Origin of the sequence: Nocardia aurea (genome assembly GCF_003123685.1) — a bacterium.
GTDB classification, from domain to species: Bacteria; Actinomycetota; Actinomycetes; order Mycobacteriales; family Mycobacteriaceae; genus Nocardia; species Nocardia aurea.
In genome coordinates, this window is sequence record NZ_QCYJ01000020.1 from 297,504 (window position 1) to 312,205 (window position 14,702).

The following is a 14,702-nucleotide window of genomic DNA, read 5'->3' on the forward strand; positions in this document are numbered from 1 at the left end:
CGGCTCACACGCCGATCAGCCGGTCGGCGCGATCCCGGACGCCGCGCAGTTCGCCCAGCTTGCCGTCGAGTTCGGCGATGCGGTCCTCGCGACGGTCGCCGTATCTGCCCGACGCCTCCTCCGCGGCGCGCAGGGCGTCGTCGGCGGTGCGCATGGTCTCGGTCGCGATATCGGTGAAATGGTCGCGCAGCGAACGTTGCATGGCGCGCAAACGATTACGCGATTCCTTGCTCACCTGGAAGATCACGTCGTCCATCAGACGCGCGACCGCGACCTTGGCCTCGGCCCGGCGGCGCTGGATGCGGTTCTTGCGGTCGTCCCACAGCGCGTTCACGCCGAGCAGCACACCCGCGCCCGCCGAATACCAGTTCACCAGCGACATTCCCAGCAGACTCGTGGCAAGACCGACCATCAGGATGCCGCCGTAGGAGCCGCGCAGACCGGACAGGAACTGCTGGGTGACACCGGCTTTCGCGCTCTCGAGCGGTTCGAGCGGGGCGACCGAGCCGAGTACCTCCCCCGGATTCTCCAGGCGCAGATCGGCCAGGGCCGGGGTCCTGTTGTCGGCCGGGAACTTCGAGGCGACCTGCTCGCACAATTCCACCGAGCGGTAGTGGGCCATCACGAAATTCTCTTCGACCGCCTCGCAGATCCGCGCGTCGAGATCGGTGGCGAATTCCTTCCAGCCGCGGGCCGGATCGGTCTGCACGATCTCGGCTTCGGCATCGCGCACCAGGCTCCGTAGCCGGTGGCGTAGATCGTGTTCGATATCGGCCATCAACTCGGTGCTGCCGTCGACCAGGGTGACCTGCCAGTTGGCGGTCCGCTGACGCAGCTGTTCGGCCTGATCGCGTGCGGCGCCGAGTTGTTCGGTGATCTGCGCCTTGCGACGCGGATCACGCAGCGCCTCGGCCTCGCTGTGCAACGTCATCGCCAGGTGATCGCTCACCAACCGGATATCGCGGACGGCGGATTCCAGCGCGACCGTATCGGCGCGCGCCACCACGTAATCGCGCAGATGATCGATCAGCTGCGGCATCCCGGATTCGATATCGCGCTGGTAGTTCCCGGCCCCCTGGTAGTTTCCGGTCGAGGTCGCCTGCCGGTGCAGCAGCGCGGAAACCGGCGCGACCGCGAAACTCAGGCCGGCCCCGTCGAGCAGTTCCCGGTCGCGCTGCTGGATATGGGCCCAGTGCGGGTACATGTCGATCTTGTTCAGCACGCAGATGACGGTCGGGCACAGCTGCCGCACCCGTTCCAGATACCCGAGTTGTTCGGCGCCGAGTTCGCGGCCCGCGTCGACCACGTACAGCACCGCGTCCGCGGCGGCGATCATCGACCAGGTGATGTGCTCGTCGACGGGGGCGCCGGGTGCGTCCATCACCACGACGCCGTCGGCCAGCAGCGGGCTCGGCTCGGTGAATTCGGCCCGGATCACGCCCTCGGCGCGCAGCGCGGGCTCGGGGTCGAGCGGGTCGACCGGCACCCGTTCGGTGCGTCCGCCGCCGATCGATCGCACCAGCGTCGCGGTCGATCTCGAGCCGTATTCGGCGATCACCGGCACGCTCAGCGCACTGTCGGTGGCGCTGACCTGCGCCCCGACCAAGCCGTTGACCAGGGTGCTCATTCCGTTCTTCGGCTCGCCGACGACCACGAGTCGCACCCGTGGATCACCGACGCGAGCCCTGACCATGGCCAGGCGGCCGGTGAGATCGTCGCGTCCCGCCGCCCGGGTCATCTCCCGCAGTTCGTCCAGGATCCGGATGAGTGGCGCCATCGCGTCCGGGTGTTTCACCGTCGCGGACTCCAGCCCGGCTGCGGCAGACAAGCCTCCTCCTAACCCTGGTCGACGATCTCGGTGAGACGGCACCTGTTGGCGTGTCCCGACGTTCGCACCCGCTGTTCCGCTAGAACAACGTGTGGTGGTCCAGCGTGCCGTGGACCGCGTCCGTATCGCCGTACAGTCCGGTTTCCGGTAGCAGACCGGCCGACAGGCCACCTGCGGCGAAAACCGCCGAGTGGTCCGCTTCCGGCACGAACTGTGTGGCAGTGTATCCGTGCGAGGAATCCAGCTGATCACTGACGGGCCGCCCGTTGGGGGCGACCGGCAGTGGTTTGACCGGGGTGGCCGGAGCCGGGGTCGGCAGATCGGGCGTCGGGATCTGGACCGTCGGCACATCGACGCTCGGCACATCGACGTCCGCCGTCGGCAGCGGCGCCTGCGTCGGAATATTGTGCGGACTCGACGGCTGCGTCTGGGTCGGGAGCGACACGCTCGGCACCTCGGCACTCGGCGCCTCGGCCGACGGACGGGTGGGAGTCGGCGCGCTCGGCTGGGTCGTGCCCGCGCCGCCGGTGGCCGTCCCCGGACCGCTACCGCCGCTGCCCGGCGTCGTCACGTCGTCGTCCGGGGTGGTCGGCTGCGTCGTCGGACGAGCGGGCTGGGTGGTGACCGTCACGCTCGGCGCGGTGGTGTGGCCGTCGTGGTCGGAATCGGGCTTCGGCCGCCCACCGAGGCCCGGCGGCGTGGTGATCGTCGAGCCCGGCAGCGTGACGGTGTCCGGATCCGTGGTCGTGCGATCGGGCAGCGTCGGGCTGGGCACGGTCTGGGTGATCGTCGTCGGAACCTTGGCCACCGGTGACGGCGGCGAGTAGGTGGAATCGGCGCCTTTGTCGGTCGGTGTGTGCACCACGGGGGTGGTCGGCACCGGCCGCACCGCCTGCTCGAAGAGCACGGGAACCGAGGCGGCGGGCGCGGTCAGCGGCGAGGGCCCCGTCGGCGCGGCGATCACGTTCGCGATCGGCGAGTTGGCGGCATCGGGCTGAATGGTGGTCTGCAACGGGGTCGCGACCACCGGGGCGGCGACCGCGGCGGGCGCGGCGACGGCGAGCGGCGCGGGCGCGGGGGCCGACATCGCGACCGGCGCGGGGGCCGCCGGAGCCGGGGCGGACGCGACGGCGGACGCCGGGGCGGGGACCGCCGAGGAGGACAGTGACGCCGGACCGGTCGAACCGCCGAGTCCGTTGGCGCTGCCGCCGATTCCGTGCTGATCCTGCCCGGTACGGCTCGTGCCGGGCGTCGCCTTGCTGTCGAGCCAATCGGACAGATTGTCGATCTGCTCACCGACATTGGTGCCCGCGGCGGTCTTGATCGACAGTTCGGCCGAGGCCTCGACCTTCATCTCGGTGGTCAGGTACGCGCCGTTGGGTCCGATACCGAAATCGATCTCGAGTTCGGTGTACAGCGACATCCCCGCGTCGACACCCACGTAGACGCCGAAATCGCCGATGCCGTCGAACAGTTCGGCCGCGTCGACGGCGTCGACCGGTGTGGTGCTCGACCACGGGTTGAACGACGAATGGCCGAAACCGTACGGATTCGCGTTGTCGTCGACCGTATCGGTCAGTTCGCCGACCCGATCCGGCGCGGACGCGTGATGCCTGGCGAAGTCGAACAGATCCGAACCGGGGTTGAGGAATCCGCCGGTGTCGGGCAGGCCGAATCCCAGACCCGGTCCGGCCGGACCGCCCGCTCCGCCGCCCTGGCCCGCCATCCAGTCCGGCACCGCCGCTTCGGAACCGTCGGACGACCAGGATTGCTGGTCGCTGTCGTACCCACTGGCATCGGCGTCGAGGAAGCTCGGCGCGCCGGGGAAGTTGTCGGTCCCGTACCCGACGACCGTGTCCTCTTCCGGCGACCCGAACAGCGCCGCCTGCCTGTCACCACTCGCCGCACCGGGCGACGGTGCGGCGAGGACGGTTTCGTCGTGGGAGACGATCGATGGTCGGTGCGGGGCGACCGGCACCGAATTCGGTTCCGGGTCCGGGAAGGTCACCACCGGACTCGGCAGATCCGGTTCGGGGTCGTGATTTCCGGACCAGCCGGTGCTCCAGCTGTCCAGGCGCTGGCCACCGGGTGTTTCGGGGGCGCCGCCACTGGAGGCGATCAGCGCGCCGCCGGTGACGTAGGCGCCTGCGCGCGCCACCCGGGCGGCGCCGGTCGCGACGCGATACGCGGTATCTCCGGACGGGTCGGCAGCCTCGGCTTCGTCGCCGTCGAAGGGCAGGTCACGCGTCATGCAAGCTCCACATCTCGGTTCCAGCATCCTCACCGTGCCGGACCGACCGAGTGAAGATCACCTTACGATATTTCCGGAATTCCCAGCTGTCACATTCTCGGCCAAACCTTGCCACGGCGGAAAGACGAACGGTAGCCCCATTTCCGTGGGTGTCACCATTCCGCCACCCCTTCGAATAGTGGCTCTCACCAGCCACGATGAGAGGCTCGACCGGACGGCGCCGCCAGGGATCCTGCCCGGTGCGGCTGAGAGAATTCTGATGATCGCCCGAGAACCGGCTGGAGATCGACATGTTCGGAAGTCGTTCCAGCCGGTCTCACGACGCGCGGACGTGCTACTTCTTGTCTTTCGGCTTGTCCGAAGCGGCGTCGGAGGACAACGCGGCGACGAACGCCTCCTGCGGAACCTCGACGCGACCGATGGTCTTCATCCGCTTCTTGCCCTCCTTCTGCTTCTCCAGCAGTTTGCGCTTACGACTGATATCGCCGCCGTAGCACTTGGCGAGCACATCCTTGCGAATGGCGCGGATATTCTCGCGGGCAATGATTTTCGAGCCGATGGCCGCCTGGATGGGCACCTCGAACTGCTGACGCGGGATGAGCTCGCGCAGTTTGGTGGTCATCTTGTGGCCGTAGGCCTGCGCGGCGTCACGGTGCACGATCGCGCTGAACGCGTCGACGGCCTCACCCTGCAACAGGATGTCGACCTTGACCAGCTGCGATTCCTGCTCGCCCGACTCCTCGTAATCGAGGGAGGCGTAACCGCGGGTGCGCGATTTGAGCGAATCGAAGAAGTCGAAGATGATCTCCGCCATCGGCATCGTGTAGCGCATCTCGACGCGGGTCTCGGACAGGTAGTCCATGCCGCCGAGTTCACCGCGCCTGCCCTGGCACAACTCCATGATCGAACCGATGAACTCGCTCGGCGAGATGACGGTGCATTTCACGATCGGCTCGAAGACCTTGCGGATCTTGCCTTCCGGCCAATACGACGGGTTGGTGACGACGTGTTCGGCACCGTCCTCCATCTCCACCCGGTACACCACGTTGGGCGCGGTGGAGATCAGATCGAGGTCGAATTCGCGCTGCAACCGCTCGCGGGTGATCTCCATGTGCAGCAGTCCGAGGAACCCGCAGCGGAAACCGAAGCCCAGCGCCACCGAGGTTTCCGGGGTGTAGGTCAGCGCGGCATCGTTGAGCTGCAACTTCTCCAGCGCGTCGCGCAGATCCGGGTAATCCGAACCGTCGACGGGATAGAGCCCGGAGTAGACCATCGGCCGCGGTTCGCGGTACCCGGTGAGCGCGTCGGTCGCGCCGTTGCGTGCCGCGGTGACGGTGTCGCCGACCTTCGACTGACGCACGTCCTTCACGCCGGTGATCAGGTAACCGACCTCGCCGACGCCGAGTCCCCGGGTCGGCTTCGGCTCCGGCGACACGATGCCGATCTCGAGCAGTTCGTGGGTCGCGCCGGTGGACATCATCTTGATCTTCTCGCGCGGGGTGAGCTTGCCGTCGACCACGCGGACGTAGGTGACGACACCGCGGTAGGTGTCGTAGACCGAGTCGAAGATCATGGCGCGCGCCGGCGCGTCGGCGTCGCCGACCGGGGCGGGCACCTGGGCGATCACGTGATCGAGCAGCGCGGGCACGCCGACGCCGGTCTTGCCCGAGACCCGCAGGACCTCGTCGGGCTCACAGCCGACCAGACGCGCGATCTCGGCGGCGTACCGGTCCGGGTCGGCGGCGGGCAGGTCGATCTTGTTCAGCACGGGGATGATCGTCAGATCCTTCTCCATGGCCAGGTACAGATTGGCCAGGGTCTGCGCCTCGATCCCCTGGGCGGCGTCGACCAGCAGAACCGCGCCCTCGCACGCCTCGAGCGCGCGCGACACCTCGTAGGTGAAGTCGACGTGTCCGGGGGTGTCGATCAGGTGCATCACGTAGTCGGTGCCGTCGACCTGCCACGGCAGCCGCACGTTCTGCGCCTTGATGGTGATACCGCGTTCCCGCTCGATATCCATCCGGTCCAGGTACTGGGCGCGCATGGCCCGCTCCTCGACCACACCGGTGAGTTGCAGCATCCGGTCGGCCAACGTCGACTTGCCGTGATCGATATGCGCGATGATGCAGAAGTTCCGGATCCGCGACGGATCGGTGAACGTGGTGTCGGCGAAGCTGGCGGGCACTCCACTCCTCATGGGTATCGGCAAACTGCCGTCTATCGTCCCATGGGCACCCGGTCGCGCCCGTCGGCGGTATCGCCCTCGCGCAGGTCACCCTCGTCGCCGAGTGCGCCGCGAACCGGAGGCTTCGGTCTGCGGCCTGGCCGGAGTCCGTCCCGAATCCCGATCCCCACCAGGCGAATCACGTCTCGGATGAGAAGTCGTGACTGCGCCGTTATCCTCCTTGAATGGCCCGTACCTGGAACACGATCGGCAAGCAGCTCGGCATCATCGCCAAGGAGCAGGGGCCGAAGATCGTCAAGCAGCAGGGACCCAAGCTCGTCGACAAGCTGGTCGGTAGCCTGACCTCCCGCCGCGGCCCGGCCGTCAAGGTGCGGCCCGCCGCGTCACGGCCCGTCCCCACCGCCGAGCGGGCCCGGCAGATCGTCTACTGCCCGCAGATCGACGGCCGCGCGGATCCCGGTGAGATCGTCTGGACCTGGGTCCCCTACGAGGAGGATCCGAACAACGGCAAGGACCGCCCGGTCCTGGTCGTCGGACGTGATCGGCGGACCCTGCTCGGCCTCATGCTGTCCTCGAAGGAGGATCGCGCCCACGATCCGAACTGGGTCGGCATCGGCAGCGGTAGCTGGGATCACGAGGGCAGGCCGAGCTGGGTGCGCCTGGACCGCGTGCTCGACGTGCCGGAGGCGGGCATCCGCCGCGAAGGCGCGATCCTGGCGCGCAAGACCTTCGACCTGGTCGCGCATCGCCTGGTCGCCGAGTACCACTGGAGCTGACACCGGAGACGCCAGGAGGCCACCCGCGCACGGATGGCCTCCCCTGGAACGTTCGGTTCAGCTGACGATGTCGCGGGTGCGGCCGAACAGCAGGCCGTAGACGAGCGCGCCGAGGACGCCGCCGATCAGCGGGAAGATGACGAAGGCCCAGACCTGGCCGGGGGCGCCCTCCTGGTAGAAGGCGACGCCCAGGCTGCGCGCGGGATTGACCGAGGTGCCGTCCACCGGAATCGAGATCAGGTGGATGACCCCGAGCGTGAAACCGATCGACAGACCGGCCAGCGGGACGTCGGAGATCTGATCGGTCGAGGCGAGCACCACGAACACCAGCAGCGCGGTCAACATCACCTCGACGATGATCATCGAGGCCATGCCGTACCCGTTCTGCACGACCACCTCACCGGCCGGTCCGCGTTGGGCCGACGGGCTGTGCGCGCCCCAGCCGTTGGCTCCGAGCCCGTCGACCTTGCGGTTGTAGGACGGCAGATTCTTGGCGAGGGCGAACAGCACCAGACCGGACAGGAACGCGCCGACCAGCTGGGCCACCACGTAGCCCGCCGCCGTGACGACCGAGATCCGCCCGAGCAGCAACTGGCCCAGCGTCACCGCCGGATTGACGTGGCAGCCCGAGATCGGGCCGATCGCGTACACCAGGAACAGCAGTGTGAGACCGAAGGCGAGGGCGACGCCGAGCGCGCCGACCCGATCACCGGCGAGCACCGCCGTGCCGACGCCGCCCATCACCAGAACGAAGGTGCCGAGCGCCTCGGCGCCCCATTTCCTGGCATCGGCAATGGGGCCGTCTTCCGCGATTTCCTCGACGAATTCCTGAGCCGTAGGAGACATACCCAGAGGCTATTGGTTTCCCGTGCGAACACGGGCGCACAACACGCTAGGCCAGACGGGTGATTTCGACGAGGACTTCGAGGTCGGTGGACCCGCCGCCGGAGAACACTCCTTTCAGCGGTGTGACGTCCGCGTAGTCGCGCCCGACGCCCACCGACACGTGCTGTTCGTTGATGCCGATGTTGTTGGTCGGGTCGTAACCCCACCAGGCCCCCGTCCACGCCTCGATCCAGGCGTGCGACTGCCCCGCCACCGTCTCGCCGATCTCGGCGGCCGGATTCGGATGGACATAGCCGGAGACGTAGCGACTGGGAATTCCCATGCTGCGCAACAGCACCAGGGTCAGATGCGCGTAGTCCTGGCAGACGCCCTTGTGCTCGGCGAAGGCCTGCACCGCCGAGGTGTGCACCGAGGTGGTTCCGGAGATGTACTCCATGTTCTCGTGTACCCATTCGGCCGCGCGGATCACGGCCTTCGCGGGTGGCACGCCCTTGGCGAGTTGCCTGGCGACGCCGTCGAGTTTGCGATCACGCGGCACATACGCGGTGGGCGAGAGCATTTCGTCGAAACGGTCGACGAGTTGTTCGTCGTGTATCTCCTCCCAGGACAGTTCCTCGGCGGGTCCGGCGAACGGCTCGGTTTCCACGACCGACGAACCGGTGACCTCCAATTCGATATGCGGGGCGTGCAGGTCGAACGCCGTCACCGCAGTACCCCAGTAATCGGTGTAGCGATAGGAACGGGTCGACGGCACCGTCTCGACCCGGTTCAGGATGACGTTCTGTCTGCTGTCCGCGCGCGGGGTGAGCCTGGCCTCGTTGAAGGACCGGGTGACCGGGGCGTCGTACACATATCCGGTGGTATGAACCACACGCATCCGCCAACTCATAGCTCGCCTTCCACCTGCACTCGGCTGTCCTGGCTGCTGCGCAGGTCGGTCCACGCGACCCACGGGGCCGCGTGGAAATACTGCAACGCGATCGCCTCGCTCACCTCGCGGCAGGTCTTCTGCAACGACAGCAGGCGATTCTGCAGATCTTCCAACAGAACTCCCGGCGGCAGGAACTCGAGTTCGCTGCGGGCCCGGCCGAGGAGTCGCTGCGCCTCGTGCCGAGCGCCGACCCGGCTGCTCGGACGCTGATCCAATTCGGCGAGGCAATTCTCGGCGACGCGCACCGAATGGAAGACCGAGCGCGGGAAAAGCCGGTCGAGCAGGATGAATTCGGCGACCAGATTCGCGTCGAGCGCACCGCGATGGGTGCGCAGATACGTGTCGTGCGCGCCCGCCGAACGCAACACGGTCACCCAGGCGGGCGAGGAGGTCCGGTCGCCCGCACGCGAGAGCAGCAGGCGCACGGTCATATCCACGCGTTCGATGGAGCGGCCGAGCAACAGGAAGCGGTAGCCGTCGTCGCGGCTGAGCGTCGAATCGGAGAGTCCGGCGAACATGGCCGCGCGGTCCTTGATGTAGTGGAAGAACTCGTGCGGGCCGAGACTGCGCGCGGCCTTCTCGGTGACCGCGAGGCCGATATAGGTCGCGTTCAGGCATTCCCACATCTCGCTCGAGGTGACCTCGCGCGCGCCCCTGGCGTTCTCGCGGGCGTTGGCGATCGAGTCGATGATCGAACCGCCGTGCTCGTGACTGAAGGCGACCAGATCGGTGACCGACCACACATCGAGGACACCCTCGGGCGGTTCGATGCCGAGCACCCGCAACAGCACCCGGGAGGTGCGGTCGGGATCGACGGTGGCGTCCTCGAGCAGTTGGTGCACCGCGACGTCGAGAATGCGGGCGGTGTCGTCGGCGCGCTCGACGTAGCGGCCGATCCAGTACAGGGATTCGGCGTTGCGAGCCAACATCAGCGCACCTCGTCGTTCGTCTCGTGCCGCTGTCCCCGCGACTGCCGCTGTGTCTGTGTCTGGCTCTGCGTCTGGCTCTGGTTCTGCGTGGCCGACAGCCGGTCGGCCTGCTGTTGCTGCTGCTGTTGCTGATTGGCCTGGTGCGCGGTGAGGTCACGGCCGAGTTCGAACGCGTCGGACTGCGGCGGATCGCTCACCAACTCCTCGCCCGCCAGTTCCCGTTCGTCGGGCGAGGTGCGCCCGGTCAGCACCCAGGTGTCCTTGCTGCCGCCGCCCTGGCTGGAATTGACCACCAGTGAGCCTTCCGGCAGCGCGACCCGGGTCAGGCCGCCCGGCAGCACCCAGATGTCCTCACCGTCGTTCACCGCGAACGGACGCAGGTCCACGTGGCGGGGTACCAGTTCGTTGCCGATCTTCGTCGGCACCGTCGACAACTGCACCACCGGCTGCGCGATCCAACCGCGCGGATCGGCCCGCACCTTGCGACGAACGGCGTCCAGTTCCCGCTGGGTCGCGTCGGGGCCGATGACGATGCCGTATCCGCCGGAACCCTCGACCGGTTTGACCACCAACTCCTCGACGCGGTCGAGCACTTCGGCGCGTTCGTCGTCCAGCCAGCACCGGTAGGTGTCGACATTCGGCAGTACCGGTTTCTCGTTGAGGTAGTACTGGATGATCGTCGGAACGTAGGCGTAGATGAGTTTGTCGTCGCCGACGCCGTTGCCGACCGCGCTGGAGATCACCACATTGCCCGCGCGGGCCGCGTTGAGCACGCCCGCGACGCCGAGTACCGAATCCGGCCGGAAATGCATCGGATCGAGATAGATGTCATCGATGCGGCGGTAGATCACGTCGACCTGACGTTCGCCCTCGGTGGTGCGCATGTAGACGAAATTGTCCCGGCAGAACAGGTCGCGGCCCTCGACCAGCTCCACACCCATCTGCCTGGCCAGCAGCGAATGTTCGAAGTAGGCGGCGTTGTAGACGCCGGGGGTCAGCACCACCACGGTCGGATCGGCCTCGTTCGGCGCCGCCGATGCCCGCAGCGCCCGCAGCAGGTAGGCGGGGTAGTCGCCGACCGCGCGCACCCGGTGCGAGAAGAACAGGTCGGGGAACACCCGTGCCATGGTGCGACGGTTCTCCATGACGTAGGAGACACCCGACGGCGAGCGCAGATTGTCCTCGAGGACACGGAAGTCACCGCGTTCGTCGCGGATCAGGTCGATACCGGCCACGTGGATGCGCACCCCGTTGGGCGGCACCAGCCCGGCGGCCTCCCGGTGGAAGTGCTGGCACGAGGTGACGAGACGTTTGGGGATCACGCCGTCACGCAGGATGTTCTGCTCGCCGTAGACGTCGGCGAGGAACAGTTCCAGGGCCACGACGCGCTGTTTGATGCCGCGCTCTAGCTTGTTCCATTCGGCCGCGGCGATCACCCTGGGCACCAGATCGAGCGGGAACGGACGTTCCTGGCCGGATAACGAGAAAGTGATGCCCTGATCGATGAACGCACGGTCCAACGCGTCCGAACGGCGCTCCAGATCGCCGACGTCGAGCGGCGCGAGAGCTTGGAAGATGCCACGGTAGGGCTGGCGCACGCGTCCGGAACCATCGAACATCTCATCGAAAGCACCTGCGAAACGCCCCGGTTTATAGCCTTCGAACAGGCCTGATGTCTGGGATCTATCGTTGCCGTTCACACTCCCGTTGGACCCGTTCGGGTTCGGTGGGGCGGATCGGACCGAACGTGTTGGGGAGGCGGGAGTCATGCAAAAATCGTGCAACACCCAGCTGCAATGCTGTGTGTGACACAGGTAAATTTCTTGCATCACCTGTGCGGCGCACACTGAAAGTCCGGTTAACAGACCCATTGGTCAGTAGCCGCGGGCATCTCGCCGATACCGCCGCGACCTGGTCGGCGGGCCGCCGATTTCTTCTGCCGGTCCCCGTGCTGGTACCCTCGATCTTCGGCGTTGCGTTACTCGATTACTCCGGGTGTGTCGCACGCGAAAGCTTAGTCGGAACCATTCTGCCCAGCACACCACTCAGCGACAGGAACACGAGGAAACAGGCGTGGCCAACATCAAGTCCCAGATGAAGCGGATCCGTACCAACGAGGAAGCGCGCAAGCGTAACCAGTCGGTCAAGTCCGCGCTGCGCACCGCGATCCGTAGCTTCCGCGAAGCCGCCGATTCCGGCGACAAGGAAGCTGCCGCCGCGCGCCTGCAGTTCGCCAGCCGCAAGCTGGACAAGGCCGCCTCCAAGGGCGTCATCCACGCCAACCAGGCCGCCAACAAGAAGTCGGCCCTCGCGCTGGCCCTCAACAAGATCTGATCACCCCGGTATCGCTCGATACCGATCGCAGTGGCGCAGCCGCCGTGGCCTCGATGACCACGGCGGTTTTTGTCGTGCCTCGCACCCATCTACCGGGACATATGGGCCCGACCCCGGACGAGTTCACCCGGTAGTAGCCAGGATGTCGGTGCGGACCGCTACGATTCCGCGCATGGTAACCGTGTACGCGAATCAGACTGTGGTCAGAGCCGAGGATCTGCCGGATGTCATCCGGGCGGCCGAGGTGTTGGGGTTCGGGCTGAAAATCGAGAATGTCTTGGTCCCGGACGAGGACGGCGGCTACTCGCTGGAGTGGATCGTCACCCGGGACGAGGATGTACCCGCGTACGAGGAGTGGGAAGGCCGCTACGAGGACGCGGAAGACGACGAGGAGTTAGTGCTCACCGCCGCCGAATGAACCACGCCTACGGTGCCGGGTCGGTTCCGATCCGACCCAGCGCCACCCGGGAATCCGGATCGGCCGCGCGGTAGACGATGATCCGCTGATCGGGGTCCTGTACCGGCATCGAGACCGAGAGGGCCCCGCAATCGGGTGGACGCCGCGATGTGCGGCACGACGAATGTACGCACCGACGGCACCGCACTGACCGAAGAACTCGCCGACGTCGAACGGACCTCGAAGGAGCGCGCCGAGGCGCTGGACCAGGCCATGGTCGCCCCGGACGCCGACGACTTCGACCGGCCGACGGGTTGGCGGACCACCGGCACCGAGGCCGACGCACTCTCGGGCGAAGCACCAGGATCAGTGCAACAGCTCCACCGATGATCAGGTGCCGGCAGTACAGCAACCAGGTGCCGGCAGTACAGCAACCAGGTCCCGGCCGAACGGTACGAGGCGCGCGAGATCTCCGACATCTCCGTTGATCACGGCGGCACGTTCATCGACGACATCGGCCGATTCACCGACGCATTGTCGAGGCCGTGAAGATCGACGGCGCACGCCGCCGAGTACTCAGTTCACACAGGGCACGCTGTCGCCGCTGATCGTCGCGACGGGTTTACCGGCATTCGGTGTCGGAAGGGCGGATTCGGTGCTCGGTGTGGGCGTTGTGGCGACCGATGTGGTGGTCAGCTCGGCGGGCAGGGTGAAATCCGCGCCGATGACGACTTCGAGTCGATCCGTCGACACGGCCGACGACTCGGCGATCGGGAGCCCGCCGAGGGTGTCGGCGAGCTGCCGCGCTTCCGCCTCGGCCGCGGCGCCGGAGTAGTACACGGTGGTCGCCGAACCTGCCGCCACACCCGCGTTGCCGACCGTGCCCGGTGGATAGCCGCGCGTTTCCAGCGCGGCGGACACCGTGGCCGCCATCCCTTTCCCACCGCCCGCGTTGACGACGTCGACGGCGCGGGTAGGTCGGACCAGCGGGGTCGACGGCTCCTGCTCGCCGAAAGCGGCACGCACCTCGCGGCGGATGGCGGCCGGGTCGATGATGTTCACATCCTGGCCGTCGACCACGTCGTACCGCAGCACCGGCAGGGTGCGGAATTCGACGGCGGGGCTCTGGGCCGAACCCACCGTCCGGAGGAAATCGCTGACATTCCAGCCGTCGGAGAGCACCACATTGCGATGCGCGACGTCCATCAGCGAGGACAATTTGCTTACGTCGGTGAAGGTGCCGGATTTGCGCAGTTCGAGGGCGACCGAGGTGAGGAAGGCCTGCTGCCGGTGGGTGCGATCCAGATCGCCGTTCTCCAGGCCGTGCCGCTGCCGGACGAAGGCCAACGACTGCGCGGGATCGAGGCGCTGGCGACCCGCGGGAAAGTCCGCGCCGGAATACGCGACGTCGCGCACCGGCCGGTTCAGGCAGACCTCGACACCGTCCAGTGCCTTCGCCAGGTCGTAGAACCCGGACAGGGTTACCTCGGCGAACCGATCGATCGGCACACCGGTCAGATTGCGGACCGCCTGGATGACCGAGGCGCGGCCCGCCTCCCGCCCGGCCCGTTCGAGTTTCACCCGGTCGGTTTCGCCCGCCGCGGACAACTGTTCCTGCACCACGGCCTTCTTCAGCCCGTAGGTCTCCTTGATCTTGGCGTGCGTATAGCCGGGAATTCCGGTCACGGCGACATAGTCGTCACGCGGGATGGATACCGCGGTGATCTTCGACATGTCCGCCGGAATATGCACCAGGATCAGGGTATTGGCGTTGTAGCCGCCCTGGTCGCCGTCGCCCGCGTGAAGTTGATCGAGGATGTCCTTCGGCAGATCCCTGCCGTTCTGGTCCTTCCTGCTGTCGAGCCCGATGAGCAGGATATTCATATCGCCGTCGAGCGAGCGTGGCGTGTCCTCGCCGAGCGCGTCCGACCTCAGGAACCCGTCGTCGAAACTGCTCTCGGTCGCCCATCCCACCGCCGTCCCCGCCAACACGACCGCCGACAACGTCCCCGCCACGAATTTGACCGCCGTCGTGGCGATCCGCCGCGCGGACCATCGCCGCGACGGCCTCGGTTCACGCGCACGACGCACTCGACCGTGCCGCGCGGCACGGTCGGAGGTATCGATTCGCGGAATCGGAGTGGTCGGCTCATCCATGGTCGTTTTCCAGTCTGGCACAACACATGTTGCCGAACATTTGCCGAATAGCGCCGACGATTACCCGA

Annotated in this window: 12 protein-coding genes; 4 read left to right on the forward strand and 8 right to left on the reverse strand. The window is 67.0% G+C overall.

The features are described from left to right. Nucleotides 1–4 precede the first annotated feature (4 nt). The 3 genes from DAT37_RS06625 to lepA all read right to left on the reverse strand — a co-directional run bounded on the left by DAT37_RS06625 (nt 5) and on the right by lepA (nt 6,276). Nucleotides 5–1,828: a P-loop NTPase family protein gene (locus DAT37_RS06625; protein ID WP_109523797.1), complete on the reverse strand. Its 1,824-nt coding sequence runs from the start codon at nt 1,826–1,828 to the stop codon at nt 5–7. A gap of 79 nt (nt 1,829–1,907) precedes the next feature. Beyond that, entirely contained in the window at nt 1,908–4,079 is a 2,172-nt protein-coding gene (locus tag DAT37_RS06630) for a hypothetical protein (protein ID WP_109523798.1), read from the reverse strand. 334 nt (nt 4,080–4,413) lie between these two features. Continuing rightward, on the reverse strand, nt 4,414–6,276 hold the full coding sequence (lepA, locus tag DAT37_RS06635) for a translation elongation factor 4 (RefSeq protein WP_109523799.1): 1,863 nt from the start codon (nt 6,274–6,276) through the stop codon (nt 4,414–4,416). 212 nt (nt 6,277–6,488) lie between these two features. On the opposite strand from lepA, the gene DAT37_RS06640 reads away from it, so the two are divergent. Next, a complete protein-coding gene (locus DAT37_RS06640) occupies nt 6,489–7,040 on the forward strand; it encodes a type II toxin-antitoxin system PemK/MazF family toxin (protein ID WP_109523800.1) in 552 nt (183 codons plus the stop codon). Nucleotides 7,041–7,097: 57 nt separating this feature from the next. Here the strand turns inward: DAT37_RS06640 and DAT37_RS06645 are convergent, their stop codons facing one another. From DAT37_RS06645 to DAT37_RS06660, 4 genes are read right to left on the reverse strand one after another with little or no spacing between them, the layout of a single operon-like run. Next, nucleotides 7,098–7,886, reverse strand: coding sequence for an aquaporin (locus DAT37_RS06645; protein ID WP_109523801.1), 789 nt, complete (start codon nt 7,884–7,886; stop codon nt 7,098–7,100). A 46-nt stretch (nt 7,887–7,932) separates the two neighbouring features. Then, nucleotides 7,933–8,775 (reverse strand): transglutaminase family protein, encoded by an 843-nt coding sequence (locus tag DAT37_RS06650; protein WP_109523802.1) that lies wholly within the window; start codon nt 8,773–8,775, stop codon nt 7,933–7,935. Beyond that, complete coding sequence (locus tag DAT37_RS06655; protein WP_109523803.1) at nt 8,772–9,746, reverse strand: alpha-E domain-containing protein; 975 nt, start codon at nt 9,744–9,746, stop codon at nt 8,772–8,774. The genes DAT37_RS06650 and DAT37_RS06655 overlap by 4 nt, the downstream gene beginning before the upstream one ends. Next, nucleotides 9,746–11,365 carry a circularly permuted type 2 ATP-grasp protein gene (locus tag DAT37_RS06660; RefSeq protein ID WP_408637369.1) on the reverse strand — a complete coding sequence of 540 codons (1,620 nt, stop codon included), beginning with the start codon at nt 11,363–11,365 and terminating at the stop codon, nt 9,746–9,748. Before DAT37_RS06660 ends, DAT37_RS06655 begins: the two co-directional genes overlap by 1 nt. Before the next feature lie 454 nt (nt 11,366–11,819). On the opposite strand from DAT37_RS06660, the gene rpsT reads away from it, so the two are divergent. The 3 genes from rpsT to DAT37_RS06680 all read left to right on the forward strand — a co-directional run bounded on the left by rpsT (nt 11,820) and on the right by DAT37_RS06680 (nt 12,867). Next, a complete protein-coding gene (gene rpsT, locus DAT37_RS06665; RefSeq protein ID WP_109523805.1) occupies nt 11,820–12,080 on the forward strand; it encodes a 30S ribosomal protein S20 in 261 nt (86 codons plus the stop codon). Nucleotides 12,081–12,252: 172 nt separating this feature from the next. Continuing rightward, nucleotides 12,253–12,498, forward strand: a complete 246-nt coding sequence (locus DAT37_RS06670; RefSeq protein ID WP_109523806.1) for a hypothetical protein — start codon at nt 12,253–12,255, stop codon at nt 12,496–12,498. Between the two features lie 147 nt (nt 12,499–12,645). Then, nucleotides 12,646–12,867 (forward strand): hypothetical protein, encoded by a 222-nt coding sequence (locus DAT37_RS06680; protein ID WP_157978342.1) that lies wholly within the window; start codon nt 12,646–12,648, stop codon nt 12,865–12,867. A gap of 186 nt (nt 12,868–13,053) precedes the next feature. On the opposite strand, the gene DAT37_RS06685 is transcribed toward DAT37_RS06680, so the two are convergent. Then, a complete protein-coding gene (locus DAT37_RS06685) occupies nt 13,054–14,634 on the reverse strand; it encodes an LCP family protein (protein WP_109523808.1) in 1,581 nt (526 codons plus the stop codon). Nucleotides 14,635–14,702 lie beyond the last annotated feature (68 nt).